The organism is Burkholderia sp. SJZ089 (assembly GCF_007828315.1).
Taxonomy (GTDB): Bacteria; Pseudomonadota; Gammaproteobacteria; order Burkholderiales; family Burkholderiaceae; genus Burkholderia; species Burkholderia gladioli.
The window spans coordinates 13,500-40,155 of sequence record NZ_VIUM01000020.1 but is presented as its reverse complement, the minus strand read 5'-3'; the positions used below and the strand labels follow the sequence as shown (position 1 = coordinate 40,155).

Annotated in this window: 23 protein-coding genes; 8 read left to right on the top strand and 15 right to left on the bottom strand. The window is 61.7% G+C overall.

Annotated elements, in window-relative coordinates; all coding sequences use genetic code 11:
- Position 1: 1 nt before the first annotated feature.
- From traC to FB600_RS29745, 14 genes are all read right to left on the bottom strand, one after another.
- The gene (traC, locus tag FB600_RS29815) at positions 2-2,599 is read right to left on the bottom strand and encodes a type IV secretion system protein TraC (RefSeq protein WP_145757853.1); all 2,598 of its coding nucleotides are present in this window, start codon (positions 2,597-2,599) and stop codon (positions 2-4) included.
- A gap of 14 nt (positions 2,600-2,613) precedes the next feature.
- On the bottom strand, positions 2,614-3,291 hold the full coding sequence (gene traV / locus FB600_RS29810) for a type IV conjugative transfer system lipoprotein TraV (protein ID WP_145757854.1): 678 nt from the start codon (positions 3,289-3,291) through the stop codon (positions 2,614-2,616).
- Positions 3,292-3,293: 2 nt separating this feature from the next.
- Complete coding sequence (locus FB600_RS29805; RefSeq protein WP_145757855.1) at positions 3,294-4,187, bottom strand: DsbC family protein; 894 nt, start codon at positions 4,185-4,187, stop codon at positions 3,294-3,296.
- Positions 4,184-4,369 (bottom strand): hypothetical protein, encoded by a 186-nt coding sequence (locus FB600_RS29800; protein WP_145757856.1) that lies wholly within the window; start codon positions 4,367-4,369, stop codon positions 4,184-4,186. Before FB600_RS29800 ends, FB600_RS29805 begins: the two co-directional genes overlap by 4 nt.
- On the bottom strand, positions 4,366-5,379 hold the full coding sequence (locus tag FB600_RS29795) for a hypothetical protein (protein ID WP_145757857.1): 1,014 nt from the start codon (positions 5,377-5,379) through the stop codon (positions 4,366-4,368). Before FB600_RS29795 ends, FB600_RS29800 begins: the two co-directional genes overlap by 4 nt.
- A complete protein-coding gene (locus FB600_RS29790) occupies positions 5,372-6,697 on the bottom strand; it encodes a TrbI/VirB10 family protein (RefSeq protein ID WP_145757858.1) in 1,326 nt (441 codons plus the stop codon). The genes FB600_RS29795 and FB600_RS29790 overlap by 8 nt, the downstream gene beginning before the upstream one ends.
- Complete coding sequence (locus tag FB600_RS29785; protein ID WP_145757859.1) at positions 6,690-7,442, bottom strand: type-F conjugative transfer system secretin TraK; 753 nt, start codon at positions 7,440-7,442, stop codon at positions 6,690-6,692. The genes FB600_RS29790 and FB600_RS29785 overlap by 8 nt, the downstream gene beginning before the upstream one ends.
- Positions 7,439-8,050, bottom strand: coding sequence for a type IV conjugative transfer system protein TraE (locus FB600_RS29780; RefSeq protein ID WP_145757860.1), 612 nt, complete (start codon positions 8,048-8,050; stop codon positions 7,439-7,441). The genes FB600_RS29785 and FB600_RS29780 overlap by 4 nt, the downstream gene beginning before the upstream one ends.
- A 4-nt stretch (positions 8,051-8,054) precedes the next feature.
- A complete protein-coding gene (traL, locus tag FB600_RS29775) occupies positions 8,055-8,342 on the bottom strand; it encodes a type IV conjugative transfer system protein TraL (protein ID WP_145757861.1) in 288 nt (95 codons plus the stop codon).
- Between the two features lie 12 nt (positions 8,343-8,354).
- Positions 8,355-8,753 (bottom strand): hypothetical protein, encoded by a 399-nt coding sequence (locus tag FB600_RS29770; RefSeq protein WP_098183352.1) that lies wholly within the window; start codon positions 8,751-8,753, stop codon positions 8,355-8,357.
- Positions 8,754-9,322: 569 nt separating this feature from the next.
- Complete coding sequence (locus tag FB600_RS29760) at positions 9,323-9,847, bottom strand: lytic transglycosylase domain-containing protein (RefSeq protein ID WP_244127784.1); 525 nt, start codon at positions 9,845-9,847, stop codon at positions 9,323-9,325.
- 463 nt (positions 9,848-10,310) lie between these two features.
- Positions 10,311-10,685 (bottom strand): hypothetical protein, encoded by a 375-nt coding sequence (locus FB600_RS29755; RefSeq protein ID WP_127837784.1) that lies wholly within the window; start codon positions 10,683-10,685, stop codon positions 10,311-10,313.
- Positions 10,686-10,866: 181 nt separating this feature from the next.
- Positions 10,867-11,478 carry a hypothetical protein gene (locus tag FB600_RS29750; protein ID WP_145757863.1) on the bottom strand — a complete coding sequence of 204 codons (612 nt, stop codon included), beginning with the start codon at positions 11,476-11,478 and terminating at the stop codon, positions 10,867-10,869.
- A 355-nt stretch (positions 11,479-11,833) separates the two neighbouring features.
- The gene (locus FB600_RS29745) at positions 11,834-12,736 is read right to left on the bottom strand and encodes a LysR family transcriptional regulator (protein WP_261383495.1); all 903 of its coding nucleotides are present in this window, start codon (positions 12,734-12,736) and stop codon (positions 11,834-11,836) included.
- Positions 12,737-12,894: 158 nt separating this feature from the next.
- On the opposite strand from FB600_RS29745, the gene FB600_RS29740 reads away from it, so the two are divergent.
- The 8 genes from FB600_RS29740 (at position 12,895) to FB600_RS29705 (ending at position 23,716) form a co-directional block, all read left to right on the top strand.
- Entirely contained in the window at positions 12,895-13,236 is a 342-nt protein-coding gene (locus tag FB600_RS29740) for a DUF485 domain-containing protein (RefSeq protein WP_145757864.1), read from the top strand.
- On the top strand, positions 13,226-15,079 hold the full coding sequence (locus FB600_RS29735) for a cation acetate symporter (protein ID WP_145757865.1): 1,854 nt from the start codon (positions 13,226-13,228) through the stop codon (positions 15,077-15,079). Before FB600_RS29740 ends, FB600_RS29735 begins: the two co-directional genes overlap by 11 nt.
- A gap of 21 nt (positions 15,080-15,100) precedes the next feature.
- Positions 15,101-16,138 (top strand): carbon-nitrogen hydrolase family protein, encoded by a 1,038-nt coding sequence (locus tag FB600_RS29730; RefSeq protein ID WP_145757866.1) that lies wholly within the window; start codon positions 15,101-15,103, stop codon positions 16,136-16,138.
- A 181-nt stretch (positions 16,139-16,319) separates the two neighbouring features.
- Entirely contained in the window at positions 16,320-17,027 is a 708-nt protein-coding gene (locus tag FB600_RS29725; RefSeq protein ID WP_145757867.1) for a LuxR family transcriptional regulator, read from the top strand.
- A 524-nt stretch (positions 17,028-17,551) separates the two neighbouring features.
- The gene (locus FB600_RS29720) at positions 17,552-20,059 is read left to right on the top strand and encodes a type VI secretion system Vgr family protein (protein ID WP_145757868.1); all 2,508 of its coding nucleotides are present in this window, start codon (positions 17,552-17,554) and stop codon (positions 20,057-20,059) included.
- A 52-nt stretch (positions 20,060-20,111) separates the two neighbouring features.
- Positions 20,112-22,850 (top strand): cell wall hydrolase, encoded by a 2,739-nt coding sequence (locus FB600_RS29715; RefSeq protein WP_145757869.1) that lies wholly within the window; start codon positions 20,112-20,114, stop codon positions 22,848-22,850.
- Positions 22,822-23,403 (top strand): hypothetical protein, encoded by a 582-nt coding sequence (locus FB600_RS29710; protein WP_145757870.1) that lies wholly within the window; start codon positions 22,822-22,824, stop codon positions 23,401-23,403. Before FB600_RS29715 ends, FB600_RS29710 begins: the two co-directional genes overlap by 29 nt.
- Before the next feature lie 61 nt (positions 23,404-23,464).
- Entirely contained in the window at positions 23,465-23,716 is a 252-nt protein-coding gene (locus FB600_RS29705; protein WP_145757871.1) for a PAAR domain-containing protein, read from the top strand.
- Between the two features lie 44 nt (positions 23,717-23,760).
- On the opposite strand, the gene mobF is transcribed toward FB600_RS29705, so the two are convergent.
- Positions 23,761-26,655, bottom strand: coding sequence for a MobF family relaxase (mobF, locus tag FB600_RS29700; protein ID WP_145757872.1), 2,895 nt, complete (start codon positions 26,653-26,655; stop codon positions 23,761-23,763).
- Position 26,656 lies beyond the last annotated feature (1 nt).

The window sequence follows — 26,656 nt, the reverse complement described above, 5'->3', positions numbered from 1 at the left end:
ATCAGTTCCGTTTGGATTCGATGAAGGCGCGGATCGCGTCCTCAATGGAAGCGCCACCGGCGCGGAGTTTCTCCATGAACTCGAAGTCGGGTCCCTTGGTCGTCGCCATGGCCAGGGTGAATTCATCGGGGATGTGCCGCAGAAGATGCGTGCCACCATTCGGGTCAACGAGGACGAACTCGCTGTACCGCCCACGCACGGGGGCCAGCGACAAGAGCATTCGCTTGAGACCGGGTGACAGATCCATCACGTTGCCCTTCTCGATCTTCTCGAGCGTGTCCTTGCTCTGCATGAGGTGAAATTTCCAGGCGGAATTGTCGAAAGCCGCCTGCGTTGCCTTGTTCATACCGGCATCGGTAATCCCCTGCGTCGCGAAGAAGAAGCTGCCCTCGTACTTTCGAGCGCGGCGATAGCCCTCTTCCATGAAGTCAGCCGTCTCCTGATCGTCACCGACGATCTGCCATCCCTCGTCAGTCAAGAACAACTTCGGCCGCGACCGGTCGAAGCGATACATCTCGTTGGTCACCTGATTGGTGAAGCCGAGCAAGATCACGGTACGCAGCTGGGGATCGCTATTGAGGTGCTCGAGCTCGAGTCCAACGACTTCGTTGTCGAGCCGCACGTTGGTCTTGCCATTCACGTACCGACCGTAGACGCCGTCCTCGCAAAAAGGCTCAAGACGAACCGCAAGCTCGTAGGCAACCCGCTCAGGTAGCTCGTTCTGATCCTTCAACGCCATGAGAGCCGCGCGGACCCGCGTGGGGCTACCTTCAGGCCCGTAGTCGTCCCAAACCTTTCGCACCGCTTGGTCCAACAGTGCGCCCTCAAGCGGAAGGATCGGTGCATTGGGCGACACCATGCGCGCGATAATCGGGCGGATGAATTTGACCTCGCTGTCGATTCCGTTGTCGGCGTCCAGGCCGGCAGTTGAAAACGCATTGACGATGATCCCGGAGCCTGGCTTGAAATCGATGTACTGTCCGCCCGCCAGGTTGATTTGCTTCTCGTAGGAGTAGCCCACATCGCAAACGCGGATGATCCCGCCGACCGACCGGTAGGCCGAGATGATGTCGTTCATCAACACCGACTTACCTGCGCCGGACGTACCATCGACAAAGCCGTTGTAGTTCGTCGAGCTGGCATAGGGGTCGACTAGGGTGGGCGTGCCTCGTCGGCCGAAGAAGAGCAAGCTGGCGCGGCCATCGGTGCCGCCCCATTCGCCGAGCACTGGCGCCATGTCCGTCGCATTGACGGTCGTCTTGGTCGTGATCAGACGAAACTTCTTGAGGTCATCGCGCAGGTCGCTCGTGAGCATCATCGGCATGGCCGCGAGGAACGTCGTGAGCTGCTGCGTCAACATCGGAAAGAGCTTGCTGAACCGCTCCGCACGCCAGATGCCCTCCGCCGCCGCCGCGCACCGGCCCATCTGCTTCGGCGGGGCGAAGAGCGTCAACGTGTGGTACATCTCGCACATCGAGCCGCCCATCTGCAGTTGCATGTTGACGGCCTTCCAATCGCGGTTCTGCAGCGCCAGCTCCGGCTGCATATGGGCGATCTTGGATCCAGCATTTTGCGTAGCGCGCGCACCGCGGAGCGCGGCCCGCGTTTCCATGGCGGTCTGATCGACAATCATCACGCCACAGGTGATTAGGTAGGGACATGGGTATTGATGGACATCGTTGAACAACGAACCGATGATGTTGTTCATCTCCCACAGTTCCTTCTTCTCCGGATACTTCTGTACGCCGAAACTGCGCACAGCGATCCGCTCGTCCGATTCGCCTGGCTCCTCGGGCGGCACACCGAAGAGCAGTTGTTTGGCGCGAACCCGTGCGTGGTGACCGAAGGCCGTGAGCTGGTCACGGATGGGGCGGTCATCGCTATATGTCTGCTCGAGGATGTCGGCGCCTTTGCCGAAGAATGACTCCGGATTCAGGATCGGCCAGAGAAAGCGAAAGAGATCATTTGGCTCAGCGGTGCGGCTCGCGAGACTGGCGGAGCGCAGGACGGCGATCACCACCTCCCGTAGGTTTTGAAACTCCTCGCGCAGCTTCACGTCGTCGGACGATCCCTTGCGCACGATCGACAACATCAGCCGCTTGTCCGTGATCGTGTAGTTCTGGCCCGGAAACAGCGGCTTGCCGAGCTTCGAGCGGACGGACGCAATGCGACGCTTGGCCTGCTCGAGGTAGAACAGCGGAACGCGTCCGGTATTGGCGTGCTGTTCGCGCAGATCGACGTAGGCGTTCAGCGTCTCCTCGATGATGGGATCACCCAGCAGCATCCACTGGACGCCACAGCCGGCCGGGACCGAGTCGTAGAGACCGAGCAGGTTTGCCGTCAACTGCGAGTCGGCACCAGTCTGCGGTGCGACGGCGAGCACAAACCCCACTGAATCCGTGTTGTAGTAGAGCCCGGTCGCCGGGTCGTACTGGTCATAGGGCAGCAACTGGTGGAGCCCCACCGTCTCGACGAGGCGCTGCTGGGCGGCCGTCGGCGCCGGCGGACCAAGATCGTCCTCCGTGCCCAGGATTGCCTCAGCGAGTGCCGTCCGGGCGAATTTCTTCGCATCGTCCAACCAGGTTTGCAAGGTCGTCATGGCCGGCTCCGCAATCAACGATCGGCGATGCCGGGCATCGTCGCAGCACGATCGACGGCGCCGCTCGGCGTGAGGATGCCTTGCATCACGCGATCGGCATTCGACGCCGCAGACGGCAGGGAGTCCGCGTTGGCCCCCGTGTTGGACGGCTTGCCATCGTTGCCAGCCGGCGCAGCTACCGCGATCGGCGGCATCACGGGCCGGAAAGCGGCTCGGATGCGCTCCTGGTTGTGCGCGATCGACCAATGGCCGGAATCCACGATCAGGTAGACGTATTCCTGGTCATGGAGGTCCGCATCCGCGTCTTGCCAGGGCGCGAACCAGATCCGCATCTCGCGGGAGGCCGTGCGGACCGGCGCGCCGCTGTCGAGTGCGCGCGGGAGAATGCCCATGGAAGCGGCACTGGACGCGGCCCGCGTGCCGCGCGGCGCGCCCGATGTGCTGTGCCCAGCGTCGGCGTCCTTCGCGTAGCTGCCGAGCGTCACGTTCGTGGTCGCGCCGGAGCCGGTATGGACGCGCTGCTCCGGCAGGTTGTGGGCCATCGCGTTGGCGTAGATGCCCGACATGCTGTTACAAAGCACGCCTTCGGGCGCCTTGCAAGCGAACGAGGAACTGGCGTCGTATCCGCTGAAACTGCATGCGGTCAGCGAGAGGAGGGCGGCGGACGCCACAAAAAAGGTACGGCTCATCATGGTTACTTCGCTCCCAGCCATTGGTCGATCGCCTCGGCGCTGGCCGCGCCCGGCATCACGCGCCCGTCCTCGCTCACCAGCGCCGGGGTGCCGGCGATGCCGAGGCTCGCGGCGAGCGCCTCGTTCGCGTCGATCGGGTTCGCACACGAGACCAACTTCGGCTCGGTACGACTCGGCGCTGGGGTGCCGCCGGCGGCCGCCGGCGACGCACCTTGGTCGCGCATCCAGCGCGACAGAGCGAGCGGCATCCAGGCCCGCCAGGCGCCCAGGCGGTCCTCGGCGCACCAGATGGCAATCGCATGCGCACGCGCGCGGGGGTGAATCGACTCCAGCGGGTACATGAACCGGTAGATCGTCACGTCCTTGAGCTTGGCCAGGTCGGACTCCAGCACGAGGCAGTAAGGGCAGTCCGGATCGTCGAAGATGGCGAGCTTGCGGCGGCCGTTGCCATGTACCTCGACAAAGGCGTCCTGCAGCCGGTCGGCTGGGAAGCGCACCTTTTGCAGGGCTTGCTCGAGCGGGACGGTCAGGTCTTGCTGGGTCACCATGTCGAACAGGTGGCCGAAGAGGAAATAGCGGCCGGTCACGTCGGTGTACGCGACCTTGTTGCCCATCACGACCTCGTAGATGCCGGTCGACGGGGTGGCGGCCACCTCACGGAACTGGGTTGCCGGATACCGCGCATGCAGCGATGCCTTGAGCGCAGCGACACCCGGATCGAGGTTCGGATCCGCCGGATCGACCGTCGCGGCCGGGGTGGGGGCCGGCGCAACGGTGCGCGCGGCTGGCGTCGAGCTCGGCGCAGCGGTCGCCGACGAACCGTGTTGAGACTCGGGCAGAGCGCATGCACTGGCGAGCAGCGCGGCGAGCAGCCCGGATAGGATCACCTTGATCATGAGCCGTCCTGGGATGAAGATGGAGTGGAGTCGCCTGTCGCTTGCCTGTAGGCAGCAATGAGTTCGAACGTCAACACCGACTTGCCTGCGCCGACCGAACCGTCCACGAAAACGTTGCCGAACTTGCGCTTCTCGCCAGGAGCCGGCGTCGGGACAGAATCCGGATGGGATGCCTGATTCATGCCCTCACCCCCGCCCGCGCGTTCACCCTTTGCTCGGGCACCTGCTCACGCCAATGTCGGTGCGAGCGGGCGAGGACTGACGCGCACTCGACCATGAGCGTCCCGTTGTCGTCCCTGTGCTCGATTTCATTGGCGTCGGCCCATGCACGCACGGTGTCCAGGTCGACACCAATCTGGAATGCGGCCCGCCCGGCGGCGAGCCATTCGGTGCTGGCCGCAGAATCAGACGTCCTCAGCACCGCGGCCTCGGACGCCGAGCGCGCGGGCTGAGCAGCCCGGATCACGATCTCCACCTGCTCCCAGAGCAGTGGTTTGCACCGACGTGTCAGCTCGCTCGGAAAACCCGAGACGCGAACGGTCGATGCCGGCATCTTGATCTCGAGCTGCCCGCCAAGATGGCGATCGCTGGAGACGGTGGTGAGTTCGCCGCCTGCGACCGCCTGGTCAACGGTTTCCGCCAACGGAGCGATGGCCACGTTCAGATACCAATGCATCATCGCGAGAACGCCGACGTCGAGCGGATCGCCCTTACCGGCGTGCGCATGCAGCGCCGCCGACAGTTCGCCGGCGGGAGCCCTCCACCAGCCGGTGCGCCCGGCGGCTCGGACGATCGCCATCTTCGTCTTCATCGCGCGGTTGAAACCCTCCAGCGCTGCGTCGTCGAACGCAGCCGCATCGATTTCTCTCCGCGCATCCGGCTGCGGTACGCTCGAAGCGTCGCTAGTCACACCGAGCAGTTGGGCGGCATGCTCGAGGAACTGCATGAAGCCCGACTGAAATGCGGCATTGCCGCCGAACCGGTCCTTTGCCGTGCGCGCTAAGCCCATAATTTGATGGGCGACCAGGGAACTCGCACCGAGCCATCCGGCGAACGCCCTGCGCATTTCAACCTGTTGATAGTCGCCGTCGTCTCCGCGCGCAAACGACGCCTCTCTGCCTGCCTCGTCTGCGCACCGCTTCATGGCAGCTTCGAAAGCTTCGATCGTCACGTTCTTCGCATCGTCATTCATCGGAATAGCCTCCATCGGTTGCACGGCGATCGTTGGCGAGACCCTCGTTGATGTTGCTGACATCGGAGAGGGCGCCGTTGTATTCGGCCCCCTTGGACACGGCGAACTCGACCACCCGACCGCCGTCCGTTTCGATGACCGGGAAAAGTTTCTCGGCCGCGCGGATGTAATACTGTTTGAGGGAATCGGCGCCGCCGGAGACGCCGCTGCCGATCGCAGCACGTCCTATCTGGCTCGGGTTGATGATTGACGTGGCGCCGAGCGCAGTGGTGTTCAGCGTGCTGGCCGACTGATTGAAGGCAGTGCCAATGCCGGAAGCGATGCCGGCGAGAACCGACATGGCGAGGGCCGATCCCGATTTCGATACGAGACGACCACGCACACCTTCCTTGCCGTCCTCGCCGATGACATTGCCCTTGATGTCCATTTCGACCGTTCGACCGTTACGGAGAATGCAGGCGAGGGTGACCCCTCGCATCATCGTTCGTTCGCTCGACACGTCACCGTATGCAGACGTCAGAATCCGGCAGGCGGTGATGTCCAGTTGCCGTGCATTCGGCAGATTGGCCGGATCGAGAACCTGGAGATAGACATGCAGCGGATCGTGCTGCGCTTCACCACCAGTCGGCGCGTCAACGCCGTTCAGCATGAACACGCGCACGAACGACGTGGCGGGGATGAAGGTCACACCCTTCTTTCCTTTGTTGTTGAGGCAGTCCTGTTGCGCCGCCTTCGCCTGGTCCACCGGCAGCGAGGAAAAGCGCGGATCGACGCAGTCGCTGGCGCCTGCGCTCGGCGTGTCGAAATTGATGATGTCCAGCCTTGGCGGCGCCGCCACCGTGGCGGCAGGTCCGGCTTTGCCGGCCTGGCCGAACGGCGGATTCAGGATCGCGCCTTGTTTCGCCGGCGCGCCGTTCAGGGGAATGGGCTTGTCGAGCAGGGCGCGGTCGCCCGAGGCCGCCGACGTCGCCACTGGCGCGCTCGCGGGCGCGTTCTTCGCCGCGTCGAGTCGCTTCACAATTTCCGCCTGTTCCTCCTTCAGCGCCTTCAACTGCGACAACGCGTCGGCGTTTCCATTCTTCGCGTCCGCGATATCCCGGGTCATGACGGCCAGCTGCGCCTCCGAATGCGCGCGCCACGCGTTCTTGTCGTTCTGGTCGCCGAGGCTGGTGAACGGAAGCTTGACAGTGGACTGACGGGTCGAAGGGCCTCCCTGGGTGAAGAAGAACCCGACGGCGAGCAACACGATCAGCACGCCGAACGCCACCATCGTTACCGCCCGTTGGCGCTTCTTGGTCGCTTGATTGATGTCACTCATGGTCGCCTCGCTCGCGGACGACATAGACGATGGTGCTGGCGCCGGCCGGCAGGTTGGCGTTCTCGAGCGCGATGGCCAGGACGCCAGGCGCGTACAGTTCACGCTCGTCGATGGCCATGTCGGCGTGGGACGTGTTCGACAGGGTATAGGTCTCGCCGACGAAATCGCCGTCGCTGTATTGGCGCACGAGCGTCAGCACCGCTTCCTTCCACAGCGGCACGACGGTGTCGACGGAGGTATAGGAGAGCTGCGGCGCGCCCTGGCCGCCGGCCATCGCCAACATCAACAGCTTGACGCGGCGCTGGAATGCCGATGCGCGCAGGGTTTGCGTGCCTTGCGCAGCCGGCGGCTCGATCCGAACATCCTCCGCCGGACGGGGCCCCGGCACGAGGATCAGCCGATACGTGGTGCCGGCATCATCGGTCACGAACACGGTGATCGACTCGTTCAGCGCGGTGGGGTTCGCCGGGATGAGCCACAGCTTGCCGCCGTCCTTGGTCCACGAGACAGAACCGGGCACGGCGGGCACAATCTGGGAGAACTTGCGGGCGCCCGACATCGACAGGAGGTTCCATTCGGCGGCGGAAATGGAAACCTGCTGGGCTTGGCGATCAGCACCTTTGACGACCTGGATCGCCTGGGCGCTGCCGGCGAACCAGAGCAGCGCGGCCGCCGCTGCAAGGCGCGGGATCAGCGAACGGGCGACGCGCCCGCCCGACCGACGTCGTTCGAAAGGCAGTTTCATGATGCGGGGGACTCCGTGGGAATCAGCGGCTCGATGCCTTGCCTGCCGCGGGGGGCTTCTCGAATGTCGAGCAGCACCAGGCGGCCGAAGAGGGTGATGCCGAAATAGACCTCGAAGGTCTTTTGCTCCGAGCTCGTGCGCTTGCCGGAGATGTACGTGGTCAAGGCGCCGGTCACCTTCACCGACTTGTTGCGGAAGTCGACCTCGCCAGCTCCGATCGGCTCGAACACGTCCGTGACGCCGTCGTGCTTGATCTGCAGCGCGTCAGCGTCCCATTCGGTTTTGAGTGCCGCGCGGCGGTCGTCATCCACCATGGAGAGGAGGATCCGCACGTTGTTGTCGACGGTGCTGGGCGTGACGTTCTTGGCGAGCGAGAGCACATACGTCGCCTGGTCCGCCAGATATTGATCATTGGCATACCGCGCGCCGATGATGTACGTGCCTCGCACGGCCGGCGGCATGATCACGACGCGCTGCGTGACCACCAGCCACGCGCAGGTGAGCGCCAGGATGACGGTGGCGGTGCCATTGCCCAGCAACAGCTTCTTCAGGAATCGGTTCTCGGCGCGCAGGGCGTCGCGGGATTGGGCGGCGTTTGTCGGATTCATCAGCTCACCCGTTCAATTCGCGGATGTCCGACGGGGGCAGCTTCTTCACCTTAACGACCCCCATTACCCAGTACACGACATGCGTGGACATGCCGGGATGCTGGCCCGAGCTGAATTTCTGCCAGGCTGCGGCCAGTGCTACACCGCCGATTACGCCGAGCAGCGGGTACCCGAGAACCACACCGCCGATCGTGCCAGCGAGTCCAATGGCCGCTACGTCTTTCCGGAAAAAGAGAAACTTTTCCGGGTCGTCGAGCCGGCTTGGAATGTAGTGACTGAGATCATCCAACATCGCCGCCCCCGTTCAGATCGTGGCGGTGTAGCTGTTGTCGATGACGCCGACAATCACGCCCACCGCGATCCCGATTCCCGACGGAACCAGGAAGGCGCCGTAATCCTTCGCGAACATCGCCCGCGCGCTGCCCCACAGCACGCCTGCGAGCGCGCAAACTTTTCCAGGATGGCCTTTCGCCCAACCTTCCACCGTGGTGTCGGCTTGCGCGAATTCCGCGCCATCGGTCCCGAAGGCATAGCGAGCGACCGTCAACAACGCGAACATGATCAACACGCCGATGACGGCGTGCAGGGTGTCTCGCACGTCCTTCTTTTGCAGCACTGCCTTGACGCGTTCCTCGAGCGCCAGGAGGTTGCTCGCGATGCGAATCTCCAGCATCTCGAGCGGAGTGGTTCCAACGGTATTCATCTGGTCCTCACGCGGTTAGTAGCTGGCCTATCCGGCCAGGAGTTGTGCCCGCGCCGTTACGGGCGGCACGGGCACGGTTCGGGGGAGAGTGGTTAAAACGAACAATTCAACATCTACTTCGTAATCCTTACTTCTTGTAATCCTCCTTGGGCGAGTGGCGAATTTGGTCAGCTTCGAGGGTTAGCGATGCGCCAAGGGTTTAGCCGTTGTCGCGCCGTCTGAGGCACCGATGCACTGCACCGAACTAATCGCAGTGCGCACATGGCGCCCATGTCGAGCCCGCGCGCGATGCGAATGCTGCGGCTTGACGGTGGGCGCCGTCGACGCAGGCAGGGGATGGCTTTCGAAGCTTGGAGTAGGGGTAATGGGAAGACTGGGGGGGACGACCGCCGTCGGCGCTGCGATGTGCTTGATAGTCGGTTCGGGGCAGGTGGTTTCGGTGCAAAAGACGTAGCTCCCGGAACCTGGGTTGCCGATCTCGGTGACGCCGTAGTCGGGCAGGCGGGTCGATGCGAAGGCGGATTGCCCGATGAGAGCAGCGAGGATGGCAAGCGGTAGGCAGAAGCGCATCATTTCTGCCTCCGGCCGTCGTGCAGCGCTGCAGCGGACTGAGCGCGGTAGCCCGCATAAGCGTGCTGCACCAGCCGAACGTAGCGTGCTTGAGCGGCGGTATTGCGCGAGCCTGGGCCGGTGTTATAGCAACCGACTGCGGCCCACGTGGGGCCCTTGGCGCGAATGCAGTTCGCGAGGACCCACGCGCTCAGGCGCAGATTGATGCAGGGATTGAGTAGGTCGCGCTGGGTCACGCCGTAGCTGACGAGCTCGGGGAGGTGAACATCGTTGATCTGAGCAGCGCCCCAGGCTCGATGGCCATCCGCCAGACGCGGGCCGACTGCGCCCGGCTGGCCGTGCGACTCCACCCAGGTGATGGCGCGCAGCAAATCGGGATCCAGCTGGTAGAGAGCAGCCGCCTCTGTGAACACGTTGCCGGTACAAACGTCGGCACTGGCCGGCGAGGCGGCGATCATCGTGATTGCGGCGACAGCCGCCAGGGCGATGTAGCGAAACAGGCCGAATAGCGCGGCCGGACGCATCGAATAAAAAAAGTAGCGTACCTGGTCGACCCGATACGCTACGAGTCCACCTGCGGACGAGGCACTGAGAGTGTTGCTACGCAGGCGGGGCACGAGTGAGAGGGGCTCGCACCGGAAAAGCGGTAAACCGAATGAGGGATTTGTTTCCGAATGGAAACGAGAGACCAAGCGCGCACCGCCGCGCAAAGCGGGGCGAGCCGAAATTGAAAGCAGAATTTGGGGCCGTGCGCCCCTAATCGGTTGCCCCGCAAGGCGCGTCACATGGCGTAACGCCCTTACAGAAAACGGGGCAGCATCAAAATCGTCAAGCCCGAAGGATTGACGTACAATATCTGTAGCCACGAGTGGTCTCTCTCAGCTTTAGCCAGCTATGCTGCTTGTGGTCAGGACATACAGGGTGTTCGAGCATCCTGTATGTCCACCTTCCTTTACTTCTATTGAATGGCCCTCAAATCGCTACCATTCACTCCGTTGGCTTGATTGCGTTATTCGACCAAGTCAACGTCACACCAGCAATTTCTACAGTCATCCCGGTTACACCGGGGCAGTAATCCAGTACCGATTCGATTGCCTTATCTAAAGCGAGCCATGATCTGGTCGGGCCACGCTGCGTCTGGATTTGATGCACTTGCTTCGATTGCGTGACGACCTCTACCTCCCACGCCTGAGTCGCACCTCGAAATACACGGAGCTCGTAGGGCTCATCAAGCAGTCCTCGTCCCAATTCCGTGAGCGTCACTCTCATCTCTGTTTCGGTCTCTTCGATCAAAACAGACTTTTTGATGGATTGTCGCCGCGGCATCAATGAAGATATTTCAAATTCGAATTTTGCAATCAAAATGCAAATTTGATTTGCGGCAAAATATCGAGTGCTGTCAAGAAGTTCCTACGATTTCTGTGGATTCCCGATCGCGGCCGACTATCCCTAGCAGCCGAGTGTTAGAGCGCTGCCGGGCGCCGCGATGGAGACTGGTCTGTCTCATGCGACGCCAAAAAAAGTTTGCCCTCTTTGCACCTGGCTAGTCCTTCTCCACCGGAATGCCAGCCGCGACATCGACCATCCGTTTGAACAGCATCCGTCGCAGATGACCTTCGAGTGTCCGCCTGGCCAAGTGCCTCGATACTTCCCACTCACTCCTTTCCTCTGGCGAACCGTTTTCGGAACGGTTTGCCCCCCAGGACTCAAGGCTTGCAATAGAAGCCGCGTTGACGTCGAGGGTGAAAAGTTGATGGGAAGGCGCTTTGGACCCCGTCGATCGATCGGCATCCATCCAAGACACGATGGCGGTACGCCTGTCTCTCATCACAACGTGGTCGAGATAGCAGACTTCGGTCAGCACCGCCAAGGGTGAGGCGCCGTCGTCCGCGACAATCATGATTACATCGTGGCGGCTTGCCGCCTCTGCCGACAGTTGAGCAAGAACCTTCAGCCAGTGCTCGCCGGATATCTGCCGCGTCGCATCGAACCAAGCGTCGACCGTTTCGGCGGTAACGTCGATGCGGGTCGCCAGCTGGGCTACCGTCCAACCAATCGTCGCGCACCATGTACGCAGGTATTCCCCCCGCTCCGCCGCAAGGATTGTGGCGTCGCTCGCCAGCAGGCGACTCGTTAATGCAGCCTGTTCTCTCATTTACGCGTAGTGACACAAGTATTTTTTTCCGAATTTGCGTTCGACCCGGTGAGGGCGCCGCATTTGGTGAGACAGTACAGTCTGCCTCGTTTTTTTTCACCTAATAGAAATAACGGTTATTTTCTTTCATTTTGCCTGCGATCCTTTATCGAACACGGTTGGCTTACCGCGACCCACACCCGGAGAGGGCCATCGCCCTGTTGCGACGTCGCAACAAATCCTGGAAAATTTTACCTACCGGTGGAATGGTCGTCGGGTTACGAGCACAAGCGGCCGCCTCGTCCAAGTAGTCGGCACCTGCATATGGATGGGGCGAGCCTGTCGCCGCTCCCTAGCGCTCACCGCGTGACGGTCATTAGGCTGCGGGCGGATAGTCCCGAGCAAAAATTGATGTGAGAAATGAGAGGACGGCGTTGATGCGCGGAACCCGGGGGAAATGCCTTAGGGTGCTCATCCATACGTCTCGATGCACCCGAACCCTATCGTGGAGGACGGGCAACAACCCGAATCGTTCCGGCCGCGAGAACACCGGCAGCATCACGAGCCCGGTGCCAGCGACGGCCGCGAACATTTGCGAAATCATGCTGTTGGACCGATAAACGATCGTTGGGTCCTTAACGCCATTCTCGAGCCAGCGGACCGCGTCGAGCTGGATAAGGTTTTCAATGTAGCCGACGAAGACATGCTGACTCAAAGACTCAACGGAATCAGGCACTCCATGGCGCGCGAAATAGGCGGGGCTCCCATATAGGTGGCAGGAAAATGCGCCGATTTTCTCGGCGCGGAGATTTTCCGTGTCGGGCTCGAAGAAGCCGAGGAAAATATCGGCCTCCCGTTGGGAGACGCGAACGTCCCGTGTCGACGTCACGAGCTCGACCACAATCCCTGGCAACTCATCCTTCAACAGTGCGAATTGCTCGCTCAGGTACAGCGATGCGATGCCCTCCATCGTCCCAATCCGGACCTCCCCCACGAGGCTGCGTCCTTCACCGGTCAGCTGGTCGGCGATAGCGAGCACACTTGCCTCCATCGACTCGACGTGCGAGAAAATCTCCCGTCCCTTGGCATTGACCCGATACCCGGTCGCCTCCCGATCGAAAAGCGGCGTGCCGATCTCGTGCTCGAGCGTGGCGATTCGCCGTCCAACGGTCGAATGGTCCATCCCGAGCTGCCGGCCCGTTTGCGACAAGCTCCCAGTGCGCGCGAGCACGAGGTAGACACGTAAATTGTTCCAATTCAATCGATCGATGTTTATCACACCCTTCTCCCGCCATAGTGTTGCCACCAACCTGTGCATAATCGCACAGGCATGTGGCTATTCTCTATTTCGCGATACCGATCGGTCTTTGTAGACTGCTCGCTAGGCCGAAGAAGGATTTGGCCAAATCGAAAAATCAAATCTGAGAGGAAGGCCACATGTCATATGAGGGATATGACTGGGACGCCGTGCTGCAGAGCCGTCGTTTCCAAACCATCGCGCGGCGACGCCGCACCACGATCATCGCGCTCGGGCTGCTGGCCGGCGCGTATTACTTTGCTATACCCGCGGTCATCGCCTGGTACCCGCAGCTGTTCAAACTTCGCGTTTCCGGCGGTTTCACGCTAGGCGTCCTGTTCGCTATTTCCCAGTACCTTTTCGGCGGCCTGGTGGTCTGGGTCTTCATGCGCAGGATGCATGCTCTGGACCGCGAGCGTGACGTGCTCGTCGCCGAGCGCCGGCCCGTCGCAGGAAATCCGGAGGTGCGCAATGCCGTTTAAGCACCGTGGAGCTCTTTGCGCGCTGCTGCTCTCCGCGACGCCCTGCGCCTTCGCAAGCGGCGGCACCGGCATCATTCAACACCGTACCCTGATGGTATTGATGTTCGGCCTGGTCATCTTCGCGACCGTGCTGATCACCATGTACGCGTCGCGGCGAAACCGGACGGCTGGTGACTTCTACACGGCCGGCTCCGCGATAAGCCCCTTCCGAAACGGATTGGCGATCGCCGGCGACTATCTCTCTGCGGCGGCGTTCCTGGGCGCCTCCGGGCTCATCGCGCTCTACGGGTTCGATGGAACGATCTATCTGGTTGGCTTCTTCGCAGCGTTCATCCCAGTCCTTTTGTTCGTTGCGGAGCCTTGCCGCAACCTGGGCCGCTACACGATCGGCGACGTGCTCGCCGTGCGCAACTCGTACCGATCCACCAAGGCCGCGTCGGCGCTTTCGAGCGTGATCGTCGCGCTCGCCTACATGATCCCGCAGATTGTTGGGGGTGCGGTCATTATTCAGGCCCTGGTCGGCATCGACTATACGATTTCCGTGGTTGCGGTGGGAGTCTTGATGCTGGTCTACGTGGCCGGCGGTGGTATGCGGGCAACCACATGGGTCCAAGTGATCAAGGCCGTGCTACTGATTGGCGCATCGCTCGTTCTCGTTGTTCTTGCGTGGGCGCCATTCGGTTTCCATGTACCGGAGTTCATGCAGGCCGTCGTCTCGAGTCCCCTGGTACAGAGCCGTGTCGCGACAATGCCGGCCGGTGCGGGGTTGTCCGGCGAAGCACTCGGGTGGCGCTTTATGGAGCCCGGCCTCTTTCTCAGCAGCCCGCTGGAGCTCTTCTCGCTCGGGCTCGCACTGGTGCTCGGCACTGCCGCTATGCCCCACGTGCTGATGCGCTTCTTCACGGTTCGCGACGCGACGGCAGCACGGCAGTCCGTGATGTGGGCGATGTTTGGGATCGGTCTGTGCCACCTGTGCATCATCGTTATCGGATTTGCCGCAGCGTACTACGTCGGAGCGGCGCACATCATCCTCGCGGATAAAGGTGGCAACCTCGCTGCTCCGCTGCTCGCTCAAGCCCTCGCGGGCGGTCCCGCAAGTGCCAGCGGCGACCTCATGTTGGCGTTCGTGGCGGCGGTCGCGTTCGCGACGATCGTCGCAGTGATTGCGGGATTGACGCTGGCCGCGGCTTCCGCCCTGGCTCACGACGTCTATGTCGGTGCGTATCGGCGTGGGCAGGCGACTGAACGGCAGCAGGTTTCCGCAGCCCGCATTGCGACCTTGGCGGTTGGGGCAGTGGCCATTGTCTCGAGCGTTCTGGCCAAAGGCCAAAACGTCGCACACCTGGTCGGCCTTGGATATGCTGTCGCTGCATCCGCGAATCTCCCCGCCCTTGTGCTCACCCTCTACTGGAGGCGGTGTACGACGCAGGGCGTGCTCGCCGGCATCATCGGCGGGACAGTGGTGGCAGTGGCCTTGGTGTTGGTCTCGCCGAACATGACGTACCCCGGCGTGGCGCGCAACGCGGCGCTGCAGAAAGCTGAGGCCATCAGTGCGCAGCTGCGCACGGCGACGACGGTCGAGCGACGCCTCGCGTTGTCGAACGAATTGCGGGCTGCCAATGCACTTGCGAGCACCATCTCGCCGAACGCCACCAGTTTCATCGGCCTTCGAGCGCCGCTTGTGTCCCTACGAAACCCGGGTGTTATCTCGATTCCCATCGGCTTCCTCCTGGTCTTTGTCGTCTCGCTGTTCACGCGTGATCGGGCATCCGAGGCGCGGTGGGCCGAGATGGTCGTGCGCAGAGAGACGGCGTTCGCCTCTACCGCAGCCGCCACCCACTAACGTAGCCCCGCGAGAGTATTCATGTCGAAACTACCTGTTGTGAAGGTCGCTGCAGCCCATGTCGCGCCTGTCTTCCTCGACCGCGCTCGAACCGTCGGTAAGGCTGTGTCGTTGATTCGCGAGGCGCGCAGCCACGGCGCGGAGCTGGTTGTCTTTCCCGAATCGTTCATTCCAGCTTTCCCCGTCTGGACGTCGTTCCGTGCGCCGATCGACAACCACGACCTGTTCGAAAAGTTTGTCGAGGAGAGCGTCTACGCTGACGGCCCGGAGATCGCCGAGATTCGCGCCGAGGCTCAACGTAGCGGCGTCTTCGTGTCGATCGGTTTTAGCGAACGCTCGCGCGCCAGCGTCGGGTGTTTGTGGAACAGCAACATGATGATCGACGACCGCGGCGGGATCCTTAGCCATCATCGCAAGCTCGTTCCAACGTTCTTCGAAAAGTTGGTTTGGGCTCCCGGAGACGGAGCTGGATTGAGCGTCGCCGACACCCGAATCGGCCGCATCGGAGCGCTGATTTGCGGCGAAAACACCAACCCGCTAGCCCGCTATTCCCTCATCGCGCAAGGCGAGCAGATCCACATCTCGAGCTGGCCCGCACTCTGGCCGACCCGCCGGCCGGCCAGCGGCGGAAACTACGACAATGTGGCCGCGAACCGTCTGCGTGCAGGAGCGCATTCGTTCGAAGCAAAGGCATTCGGCATCCTATGCTCGGGCTTCATGGATCAGCCGATGCACGATTTCCTGTTGAAGCATGACCCGACTGCAGAGAGCGTCCTCGCAGGTAGCCCCCGCGCCGCGACGATGTTCGTCGATCCGACCGGCGCGCCGCTCGGCGACATGTTCTGCGACACGGAAGGAATCGCTTATGCGGAATTCGACCTCGCACGGTGTGTGGAGCCAAAGCAGTTTCACGATGTGGTGGGCTACTACAATCGTTTCGATGTATTCAGTCTCGCCGTGAACCGCTCTCGCCAAGAACCGATCCAGTGGACCGAGCGAGACGGGTCCGCGCCATCGGTCCAAGGCGACCCGACACCTGGGGCACACCTGACCGCTTGATCCCGGCGATGGTAAAACACGCGGGCCGAACTCTGACTTAATCGTCACGCCGAAACCGCACTCGAATTAGCTATCGAGTGCGGCACCAAAAAAATAACAGATCAAAATGGCCCGACAGAGGGCCGGCACTGTCACGCGTCACGTTTGTCATTAGCACTCCAAATTACCGATGGATGATGCCATGTTCGCATTTCAAGATATCGCCCAAGATCTATCCGAGGCAGATAGTTCCATAGCGCTATTTGAAAAACTCAATGCATATGCAAAACAGTTTGGATTTGAATATTTCTGCTACGGCGTCAAGGCGCCGATGTCAGCCGTATCAGACAACATAAGGATATTCGACACCTATCCAAACGGATGGATGGCCCATTATCAAAGCCAGGGCTATATCGACGTAGATCCAACAGTTCGGCGCGCACTGAAATCTACCGAACCCATACTCTGGCCCGGTTGGTCGAACACTCGCGAGTCGAGATTCTGGAGCGACGCGCGCGACCACGGACTTGCCTATGGCATTGCACAACCCGTCTGGTCAGCGCGAGGCGTATTTGGACTTCTCTCGTTTGCGCGAGGCAGCAACGTCATTTCCCCGTCCGAAGAGAAAGACCTGTCGCTCAAAATCCTTTGGCTCGCCAACGCAGCCCACTCGATGATGAGCAACCATATTCTCGCCGACTTGGGTCTGGAGGGCGCCGTCAATCTCAGTGAAAGAGAACTGGAGGTGCTACGCTGGACAAGTGATGGCATGAACGCCGCCGAGGTGTCTGAGAAATTGAACATTTCAACCTCGACGGTTAACTGGCATATTCAGCAGATACTCACAAAGTTCGGAGCAAGGAATAAAGTTCAGGCAGTATTTCGCGCAATAACATTGGGTGTGCTGTGAATTCGCACGGCTGTCGTGAGCTTCACCGAACTTTCGTCTCGCAAGGTCGAAGGTACTGGGGAAGCGGAGTCTTTTACCTGATTTGATCGGCTAAGCTGCAAACATCTACCCAGGTAGATGGCGGGCCAACGCAAGGGTCGAGATAGGCGATACATAGTCGATCTGGTGGCTCCTGCTTGCGCGGCCATGCCACGGCTCGCCCGGTTGTCCGCCGCGCCCACCTTTCAATAGCCTGTCGCGAAGATGCGTGCAGTTCATCCTCGGCAAGCTTGCTTCCCACCTTGACATTGGGATCAGCGGAAATCCGCCTCATGCTCATGGTGCTGTCGGCGGGCTTCCTCTGGCAGCGATTTGATAATATTGTGCACCCATTCGAACCGCGTGGTTTCGCTTTGAGAGGAGCGACGCCACCGGAATTGCGCCATGAGCTGCTGTCTAGGCGGCTGAGGCCACTGCCAATAATATTGCGACCGGTTTTGCCGCGAGATTTCGCGTCTCCGGTCCAACAGATTCGGAGTTCCCTCATGGCTATTGAGGCCTTGGAACAGTTGCTCGGCGCCCGTTTCACTCAGTACGAGCGGCTCGTCAAACTCGACACGCCAATCGGCAATGACGCGCTCGTGCCGCTGTATGTAAAAATCAAGGCGCGGCTCGGCCGAAATTTCGAGGTGGTTGTCGACGCCTTGTCGACAAGCGGGGACTCGATTCAATTCAAGACGTTGATGATGCAGCCGGTCACGCTCTGGATTCAGCAGACTGACGGAAACTATCTGCCCATCCATGGGTACGTGCAGCGCGCTCGTCGTCTCGGCAGCGATGGCTCGGTTTCCTATTTCCAGATCCACTTCTCGTCCTGGCTGAGCTTCCTGAAACTGAGCAGCGATCGACGCGACTGGCAAGAAGCAAGCGGCTCACAGATCCTGAGCGACGTGTTCGGCAAGCATCCCCAGGCGAATGGACATTACAAGCTCGAGCTGCGCGCTGCGATGCGCTCCTACTCGCACCGTGTCCAGTGGGAAACCGACTGGAATTTTGTCCATCGCAGCATGGAGGAGGTCGGCGTATTCCCGCGATTCGATTTTGCAAAGGATGGGAAGTCGCACCAAGTCGTCATCATGGACGATCTGTATTTCGGCCCGTCGCTTCCCGGCGGCGATATGAAATTCAGCCACTCGAGCATGAGCGAAGAGTTCGACGGCCTGACTCAGCTCGGGGAGCAGCAGGACGTACAGAGCGAGTCCCTCACGCTCGGCGCGGCCGACTACAAACGTCCGAATATTGATCAGCGGGTCAGCACGCCGGCGGCTGATCTGGACGACTTGCCCGGGCAGGGAGAGGACTATCTCTACGCGGGCTCGCAAGCCTGGTCGGATAGTGGCATGGGCGAGCAACAGGCGCGCATCCGCACGGAAGAATGGGCGTCCCGCGCGAAACGCTATTTCGCCGTCGGCAGCCCCCGCTATGCCCTGCCCGGCTACTGGTTCAAGCTGACCGGCCACCCCATTCTGGACAAGCTTCCGCAGGAAGATCGCGAGTTGTCCATCATCGCCAGCGACTGGCTGATTCAGAACAATATCCCCGGCATCGACGCGTTGGCGCGGTTTCCTCGCAGCCTGCGCGCCGAGGTCGAACAGGCGCGCGCGGCCGGCGCAGGCGCCGCCGTCACGCACGGCGACGGTGGTGTCGGCTTTATCCAGGTTGAAATCGAGGCGCAGCGCCGCCGCACACCTTTCCGCAGCCCTTTCGAGCACCAGAAGCCGGAGATGCATCTCCAGACGGCCATCGTCGTGACAGACAGTGACGAGGAGATCCTGACGGACGAGGGCAATCGGGTCCGCGTTCGGTCGACGAACAGTCGGAACGACCCGAAGATGAAATCGACGAATTGGATTCGCGCTGCCATGCCGGATGCGGGCGCGAAGCGCGGCGGCTACTTCCCACTGCGCAAGGACGATCAGGTGCTGTTGGGGTTCGTGAATGGCGACTGCGACCGGCCGGTCATTATCTCGCGGTTACATGGCGGATCGACGATGCCGGTGTGGAACACGCACGGCTTGCTGTCGGGCTTCCGATCCCGGGAGTACGGCGGCGACGGCTTTAACCAGCTCGTCATGGACGATGCCACGGGCCAAAACCGGGTTCACCTCTACACGACGAGCTACAACTCCCATCTCCACCTCGGTTATCTTGTCGACCATTCGGACAACACACGCGGCGCGTTCCTCGGTAACGGCTTCGATTTGAAGTCCAATGCGTATGGCGCCGTGCGGGCGGAGCAGGGGCTCTATGTATCGACGCAACCGGCGAGCGACCAGCCGTTGAATGTGACGGCCGCGACGGAATCGCTGGCACGTGTGGAAGCGGTGTTCGAGACCGCCTCGAGCGCCAGCGAGACGAATCACGCCGAGAGCCTGCAAGCCGGGCAGAAGGCGCTGAAGTCGTTTACGGACGGGACGCAGAAGACCATTGCGGGGACAGCGAGTGGCGGCCGAACGGCCGGCGGCGGCACCGGGAACGCCAACGGCTTTTCGAGGCCGGTCATGCTGCTGTCGAGCCCCGAGGGCATTGCGACGTCCACGCAGCAGTCAGTGCATCTCACGGCGACGCAACAGGTCAATGCGGCGGCCGGAGAGAATATCAATCTGGCGGCGGGAAAATCCCTGCTCGCCAGCGTGCTCGATAAGGTCAGCGTGTTCGCGCAGAATCTCGGTATCAAGATCTTTGCGGCGAAGGGGCCGGTCGATATCCAGGCGCAGGGCGGCCCGCTGTCGGTCGTCGGCCTGGAGGACGTGAAGATCGAGAGCGCAAACGGTCGGTTGGTGCTGACCGCTGCGAACGAGGTATGGATTGGTGCCGGCGGCTCGTACATCAGCATCAAGGGCGGCGTCATCGAGAATGTGACGACGGGCCAGATCCTGGAAAAATGCGCCACGTGGGACAAGCCTGGTGGAGCGAGCGGGACGATCCGCGACAAGTTGCAGGCCACGCCGATCGCCGGCGACGGCGGACGCGGCACGCCGTTCTCGGGATGAGCGTATTGCGCCGCGCCTCACGATAAGAAATGAACGAGAGATTCCGATCACCATGAGCCAACACCATTCATCCGGGCCCCATACACCGCCTGCAAAGCCGGCGACATCGCCTTCCACATCGAGCGCACCCGCGCCCGAACCGTACAAGCCGCTCGCCTGGGCCTTTCCCTTCACCCCCGCCGACAAGAGCGACGGGAGCGACCCGATGACCTATATGAAGGCGTTGGCCGCTGCCGAGGACGGCTTCTATCCGCTGGGCGCGAATGGCATGTGGCACGGCGGCATCCATTTCGACCAGAACACCGCTAAACACCTCAAACAAGACGAGGGAATTCGCGCGATCGCCGACGGCGAGGTGGTGGCGTACCGGCTGGACAGCAAATATCCGGAGCAGGAGTACCAGGATGGCCGCCATGCCCTGTATTCCACGGGCTTCGTGTTGGTGCGGCACAAGTTGCAGTTGCCTCCGCCGCCCCCGCCTAAGCCCGACGCAAGCAAACAGGTCGCTGGCCAGCCGGCTAGAGCGCCAGCCTCTGCCGCGCCAGCGACCGCCGGTAAGGCTTCCACTGCTTCGACTCCCGCTGCCGCGCCGGCATCCAGTCAGCCCCGGCCAGGCGAAACGCTGACCTTCTTCAGCCTCTACATGCACCTGATGGACTGGAACACCTACCAGTCCGCATCGGCTCAGGCCAAAGTTGCGCAAGTCGACGCTGCAAAGTTGAATATGGCGCCCATGCCGTATTGGGAGGGAGAGCGGTTCTATCGAGTGGGCGACAAGGCGAACGACTCGCAAGATGTTCCCAAGCCGAAAGCCCCCGCCGCACCGCCGCGCGACTTGATCGGCGAATTCATCCAGAGCGACTTCAAGACAGTCCCTGAAGCCGATGCCCCCGACGAGGACGCGGCGAACCTGCCGCCGCCGATCAAAGGTATCCGGATTCGGGAGTCTCCAAACGGCAAGATCATTGGGATTCTGCCGAAAGGTTCCGAATTGACGGTATCGGACACCGACGAGACCGCCAAGGCGAAACCAGGCTGGGCGAAGATCAAGACCATCAAGTCGGGCACGCCGGCGGCTGCCGTGGTGGGCGGCACCCCTTCTCCACATGCGCCATATGGCTACGTCTATGCCAAGGAGTTGGACGCGGTCGTGAACCCGCAGCCGCTGGATTCGGTCGTCGTGTTGAAGCAGCCTCATCCCGTCAAGGCAGGCGACGTCATCGGCCAACTGGGCCACTATCTGCGCTACACCGAGGCCAAGCTGCTGCCGGCAAAACCAACCCGGCCTCTTCTTCACCTTGAGGTATTCGCCGGGCCCGAACTCGAAGCGTTCATTCAGAAAAGTCGCGCTCGAGCGAAGGAGCTGCCTGCCGCCAAGACGTTCTTGGAGATCTCGCCGGGGGCGCGCCTGGTCACCGAGCTGGCCGAACCCGATCAGAAGCTGCAGCCGGGCGTGAAGCTTGTCCCCCTCGACGCCAATGCCAAAGGCAAATGGGTCAAGGTGCAGCCGAAGACGGCCGCGCCGGTTCATGGCGGTCGCCACGCGAAACCCACCTACACGAATTCGGGTGCACCGGTATGGGTCGATGGATCGCTGGCCAACACGACAACGTCTGCGATCGTCCCGGGCTGGAAGGATTTCCCACTGAGCTTCTCCAACGCGAAAGGCCCCGGTGCCGACTTCCGCGATGTGTTCCGCCGCGTCGATCTGGATAAGGCTGGCGCGGACAGCACGGTGAAGGACGACAAGGGCCGCGCGTGGTTCCTCGTGACGATCGGCGCGAAGGACGGCAGCGCGCGGCAGGGATGGGCCTGCGAGCAGGATCATCCGCTCGTGCGGATGTGCGGGCCGTGGGACTGGCCGGGCTTCGAATTGATCGACAACAGCAGCATCATGCCGGTCGATATGCTCAAGCGTTATATCCATGTCACCGAGCAGTACCTGGCCGACGAAAGCAAGACCGAGTTCGAGGCGAGCGCGGCGACGGTCAATGCCGGCCCGCTGATCACGAACCTCGAGAAGGCGATCGACACGGACCACGATGGGAAGGTCACCGCGCTTGAGCTCAAGCATGCTCAGGAAACGCCGTGGATGGCTGAGGCGCTATCGCATCTGGTGGTACGGTGCGAAAGCGAATGGGGCGGCGGTCTGGGCAAATGGGAGGCGCTGTCGCCACTGATGAAGAAGTTGCTTTGGCTGTGGAAGACGGAGATCGAGCGGATTGGGAAGCTGCAGTGGTGGGAGCAGGTGGCCAGCGTGGAGGGGTTTCCGAAGGAACCGAGCCCTTGGCATTTTCATCCCATAGGATTTGTTGGGAACTTCTTGGTACCCAGCCAAGCGGACTCGGACGACGTGACCTACCTTGCGAAAACGCTCTACGGTGAGGCTCGAGGCCAAAACCGCGTATCGAAGGAGGCGGTCGCCTGGGTAATCCGCAACCGCGTGGAAAGTGGGATATGGGGAAAGACTTACAAGTCCGTCGTCACTGCCCATCTACAATTCACGTGCTGGTCAAGTAAAATAGATCCAGGCAACTATGCGGCAATTCAAAATCCAAGTGGTCCTGTCTGGGAGGAATGCAAACAGGTTGCGGAAGAGGTCGTAAGCGCTCCAGCTTCATCCAATCCTATTCCGGGTGCCATCAACTATTACAGCCCCCGGGCTCAGGCGGCTTTGCACGCGACCGATCCCGCCAACTACAAAGCGTTACCACCCTTTGCGGACCCTGCAAAGCGAGTTCCCAATCCACCAGGAATCTCCGATGAATATTTCAAATTTTACAAAAAATAGCCTCGCCGCGTCACTGGCATTTTTCTCGCTTATATCTTTCTCACACAGTGAGGATCTGAGCGAACGCACGAATTTCAAAAACTCTACGGTTCAAATATCGACCGAATGTTCCGACAAAGATGGAGGAACGAACTGCACTGTCTCGGCGGTCACCAGCGACAAAAAGAAGGCTCTTACATCCTTTCCGTTCGCACCGTCCGACATAAAACTGGAGTCAGGGGTTTTCGTTATCGTTTTCCCGTGCGGTCCAGAATGCTCCGCGACTTACTTCTACAGTCCTGAAAAGGGTTCGGGAGGCCCTTTTCCGCGCGTAATAAGCTATAGCGTGGGCGACGAGCTTGCTGTCAGCCTCACAAAAAATCCCCTTCCGGTTTATCGCATCTATTCTAAGCAAGGCTCCAAACCCGCCTTCACCATCAGACTCGACACTAGCAAGGAGCAGGATTTGTTCGACGCCGTGAAAAACGTGACTTTTAGCGCAGGGGCAATAAACGTCACGTATACCGATCAACACGGTAGCGAGCGATCGGTCAGCCGGAGATTGGGAAATTGAACTATCTACCACGTCACTAGCCGCGTCCCTATAGCGTCGGCACATCGAGATCCCACTTGCGATGATAAATCTCATTCGAATAGGCGACGACACCGACCATGGCGGCAAGGTGGAAACCGGGTCGCAGACGATGCAATTCGACGGCCGGTACGTCGCCCGCAAGGGAGACCGCGTTTCCTGTCCGCAGCACCCGGACGTGTCGCCCAACGTCATCGAGGATGGCGACACGTCTTTCACGGATGCGGGCGTGCCGATCGCTCGGCATGGGCATCACGCGACATGCGGGTGCCGTCTATTGTCGAGCCTCGTCTAGTCGCGCGCTCCCTGGGCCGTCACGATCCCAGCCCGGCGGCACTGTCAATCCGGCTCGATCTGCATCTGCTGGACTGCTTGCTGGCGGCGCTGGCGCTGAGGCTGGCTGTTCGTCTGCTCGGCGAGCTCGTGCTCGCGCAGCGTCTCGACCGCGCTGGTCTTGTCCTGATGCCGGGTCACGGCCGCGCGGGCCTTTTCTGCATCGGTGGTGAATACCTGCAGGTCATCGACGGCGCGCGTGAGTCCGACGTAGAAGCTGCGGTCGCCGAAGATCCGCCGCACAGTCATGGCGATATCGGATTGACGGCGTTCGTCCTCCGCATCCCACTCGAGCTTATGCGCAGGGATGTGAAGCATGGCTTGCTCACGCGTCGCGCCCTGGCCCGCGTGGACGGTCGCGGCGTAGGCGTGATCCCAATGACGTTGTGCGTCGAAATCCCACGGAATCTCCTCGCCGTCGGCCAGCCGAACAATGGCCTGGCTCTTCTCGAGGGAGACCACCGTCGCCTCGTGACCGTTCTTCACGAGCTCGTCGCCTCGCGTAAAGCGGATGACATCTCGCTCGGCGAGCCGGCGCGTTTCCGATTGATACACCTCGACCTTGTTGTACTTCTTGGGCTCCCACTCCATGAGCGATCCGTCGGCCTTGCGCAAGACGACGATCCCTTCGTCCGCCCGCGTCTCCACGACCGACATGTATTCGCCGCGCGCGGCGAGGATCTTCTGGTAGTCGCGCCCGAAACGCACCACCATGGCCGGCTTGTAATACTGCGCCTCCTTCTGCATCGCCCGCGTCATGTCGCCGTATGAGGTCAGGATGGTCTCGGTCGATTCGTCCGAGCCGATCTCGCCCCGGTCGCGCAGCCGGTCCCGGATGGCGTCGTTGATCTTGACCCGGTCATCATTGAACGGCGTGATGATGATCGTCTGATCGCGCTTTTCTCCTCGCTCGACATACTCCCGCGCGATGATGTCGATCAGGTCGGAGGGATTTTCCTCCACGGTCACCCGGCCGGCCCGCTGGAGGTATTCGAATGCCCGGTCATTGCGCGACAGGTTCAGGTCGGTGAGGGATTCGCCCGGCGCCAGGTCGGCCGTGCCGACCGTGATTGCAACCGCTTGCTGCAGCTCGGGATTCTTCTGGCGCTGGATGTCCGTCATCTGGGCGGTCGCCACACCTTCGTCCTGGAGCAGCTCGAACGGCTTGCCGGCTTCGATGGCCTGCAGCTGCAGCCGGTCGCCAAGCTCAACGACCTTGGCATCCGCGCGCTCGGCCATCTTCAAGAGCCGTGCCATTTGCCGCTGCGCGAGGAACGAGGATTCGTCGACGAGCCAGAGCTCGGGCTCGCGCTTGAGGTCCGGCACGTACTGGCGCAGCAGCTTGAGATCGTCTTGCCGGCGTTGCTCGTGGATCTCGAACATGGTGACCGTGTCGGCCTTGACCCCAGAATCGTTCTCGAGCTGCTTGGCGGCCTGGCCGGTGGCCGCCATGCCGCGAACGAGATATCCCCGCTCCTGCGCGATCCGGACAGTAGCCTTGACCATGGTGGTTTTGCCGACGCCGGCGAGACCCTGGACAGCGACAATGCGGTCTTCGCTGGTCAGGGCATGCTCGATCGCTCCCCGCTGGCCGCTCGTGTAGTCGAATGTCGGATCGTTGCGCTCCAATCGAGCCGCCTCCACGGCCTGGTCGATCCGGGCCTTGACCAGCTCGGCCGGCGCGATCGCTGGGGTGGTTCCCCGTTGCGCCAGGGCGGTCTCGATCGTCCACCGCTCGGTGTTGAGCATCTTCTCGGTCGTAATGTTGCCATCGGGAAGCTTCACGATCTTCCCCTGCTCGACCAGCTTGTCGTAGGCGCCGAGGATCTGCTTCGGGCCGGTGCGGCCGACGGCGTGCTCGAGCGCCGTCTGGACCATGTCGTGCTTGTTCAACACGATCTCGCGCTCGCCGAGGTGCGCGGCCGCAAAGCGCAAGGCGTCCACGCCGGACAGTTGCACCACGCGCGCGTCAGTCCCAGCTTCGCGTGCCTCCCGCGCCTTCGCCTCGATGCCGCCGTAGTCCAGCCCGACGGATTGGGCGCGATCGCGCCACTTCTCGGACAGGGCCGCATGGTCGACGTCGACCTTGCGCTCGCGGGTCGCCAGCACGGCACGCTCCTTCTCGGCCGCTGTCGCGGTGGCGGGGTCGATCCCATTCGCTCGCAGCCAGCGATCGCGCGCGGCCGAGCGCTGGCTGAAGTGTTCGATCTGCTCGCGGGTGACGCCGACCAGCTCGAAATTCCCATTCGCGTCCGGCGCCGTGATGGCGTAGCCGCGCTTCTGAAGGCTACGGGCAAGCGACGACGTGTAGATCGCGCCGATCACCTTCTGCTGCACATAGAGCTCGTCGTTGGTGAGGGATCGCCACTCGCCATCGGCGCGCTGGGTGGCATTCATGACCAGGGCATGCGTATGGGTATCCGGGTCAAGGTCACGGCTCGTGTTGTGGCGGAAGAGGGCGACAACCAGGTTGCCGGTCGGTTCGGCCAAGGTCTCGCCGTCGACGGTTTTGCGGGCCTGAGCGGCAAACTCCTCGACATACTCCAGCGCATCCTTGACGGCTTCCTCGTGGGCCAGCCGGACGTCGCGATCCTCGAACACCTCGGCCGCAATGCTGACGCTCTTGGGTGCGGAAAACGTCAAATCGATCCCGGGCCGGTGCATGACCTCGGGCTCGCCGTTTTCGTCCAGCACCACCCGCCCGAGCTGCTGGCCGTTCACCTGGCCAGAGAGCAGCTTGAAGAACGCATCCCGCTCCACCTGTCCGTTCAAGCCGAGGGTGGCCGCCCCCTTTCCGAACCAGCCAGAATGCTCGAGCCCCTCTTCGGTCGTGTAGTAATTGTCCTTCGAGAAATAGTGGAGGGCGCCCCCGACACTGCTGACGTTGTGCATGCTCATCATG

Bases quoted from the DNA above. Each gene is read 5' to 3' on its own strand.
- traC (WP_145757853.1), bottom strand. From the start codon at position 2,599: ATGACGACCTTGCAAACCTGGTTGGACGATGCGAAGAAATTCGCCCGG.
- traV (WP_145757854.1), bottom strand. From the start codon at position 3,291: ATGATGAGCCGTACCTTTTTTGTGGCGTCCGCCGCCCTCCTCTCGCTG.
- FB600_RS29805 (WP_145757855.1), bottom strand. From the start codon at position 4,187: ATGATCAAGGTGATCCTATCCGGGCTGCTCGCCGCGCTGCTCGCCAGT.
- FB600_RS29800 (WP_145757856.1), bottom strand. From the start codon at position 4,369: ATGAATCAGGCATCCCATCCGGATTCTGTCCCGACGCCGGCTCCTGGC.
- FB600_RS29795 (WP_145757857.1), bottom strand. From the start codon at position 5,379: ATGAATGACGATGCGAAGAACGTGACGATCGAAGCTTTCGAAGCTGCC.
- FB600_RS29790 (WP_145757858.1), bottom strand. From the start codon at position 6,697: ATGAGTGACATCAATCAAGCGACCAAGAAGCGCCAACGGGCGGTAACG.
- FB600_RS29785 (WP_145757859.1), bottom strand. From the start codon at position 7,442: ATGAAACTGCCTTTCGAACGACGTCGGTCGGGCGGGCGCGTCGCCCGT.
- FB600_RS29780 (WP_145757860.1), bottom strand. From the start codon at position 8,050: ATGAATCCGACAAACGCCGCCCAATCCCGCGACGCCCTGCGCGCCGAG.
- traL (WP_145757861.1), bottom strand. From the start codon at position 8,342: ATGTTGGATGATCTCAGTCACTACATTCCAAGCCGGCTCGACGACCCG.
- FB600_RS29770 (WP_098183352.1), bottom strand. From the start codon at position 8,753: ATGAATACCGTTGGAACCACTCCGCTCGAGATGCTGGAGATTCGCATC.
- FB600_RS29760 (WP_244127784.1), bottom strand. From the start codon at position 9,847: ATGCGTCCGGCCGCGCTATTCGGCCTGTTTCGCTACATCGCCCTGGCG.
- FB600_RS29750 (WP_145757863.1), bottom strand. From the start codon at position 11,478: ATGAGAGAACAGGCTGCATTAACGAGTCGCCTGCTGGCGAGCGACGCC.
- FB600_RS29740 (WP_145757864.1), top strand. From the start codon at position 12,895: ATGTCATATGAGGGATATGACTGGGACGCCGTGCTGCAGAGCCGTCGT.
- FB600_RS29735 (WP_145757865.1), top strand. From the start codon at position 13,226: ATGCCGTTTAAGCACCGTGGAGCTCTTTGCGCGCTGCTGCTCTCCGCG.
- FB600_RS29730 (WP_145757866.1), top strand. From the start codon at position 15,101: ATGTCGAAACTACCTGTTGTGAAGGTCGCTGCAGCCCATGTCGCGCCT.
- FB600_RS29725 (WP_145757867.1), top strand. From the start codon at position 16,320: ATGTTCGCATTTCAAGATATCGCCCAAGATCTATCCGAGGCAGATAGT.
- FB600_RS29720 (WP_145757868.1), top strand. From the start codon at position 17,552: ATGGCTATTGAGGCCTTGGAACAGTTGCTCGGCGCCCGTTTCACTCAG.
- FB600_RS29715 (WP_145757869.1), top strand. From the start codon at position 20,112: ATGAGCCAACACCATTCATCCGGGCCCCATACACCGCCTGCAAAGCCG.
- FB600_RS29710 (WP_145757870.1), top strand. From the start codon at position 22,822: ATGAATATTTCAAATTTTACAAAAAATAGCCTCGCCGCGTCACTGGCA.
- FB600_RS29705 (WP_145757871.1), top strand. From the start codon at position 23,465: ATGATAAATCTCATTCGAATAGGCGACGACACCGACCATGGCGGCAAG.
- mobF (WP_145757872.1), bottom strand. From the start codon at position 26,655: ATGATGAGCATGCACAACGTCAGCAGTGTCGGGGGCGCCCTCCACTAT.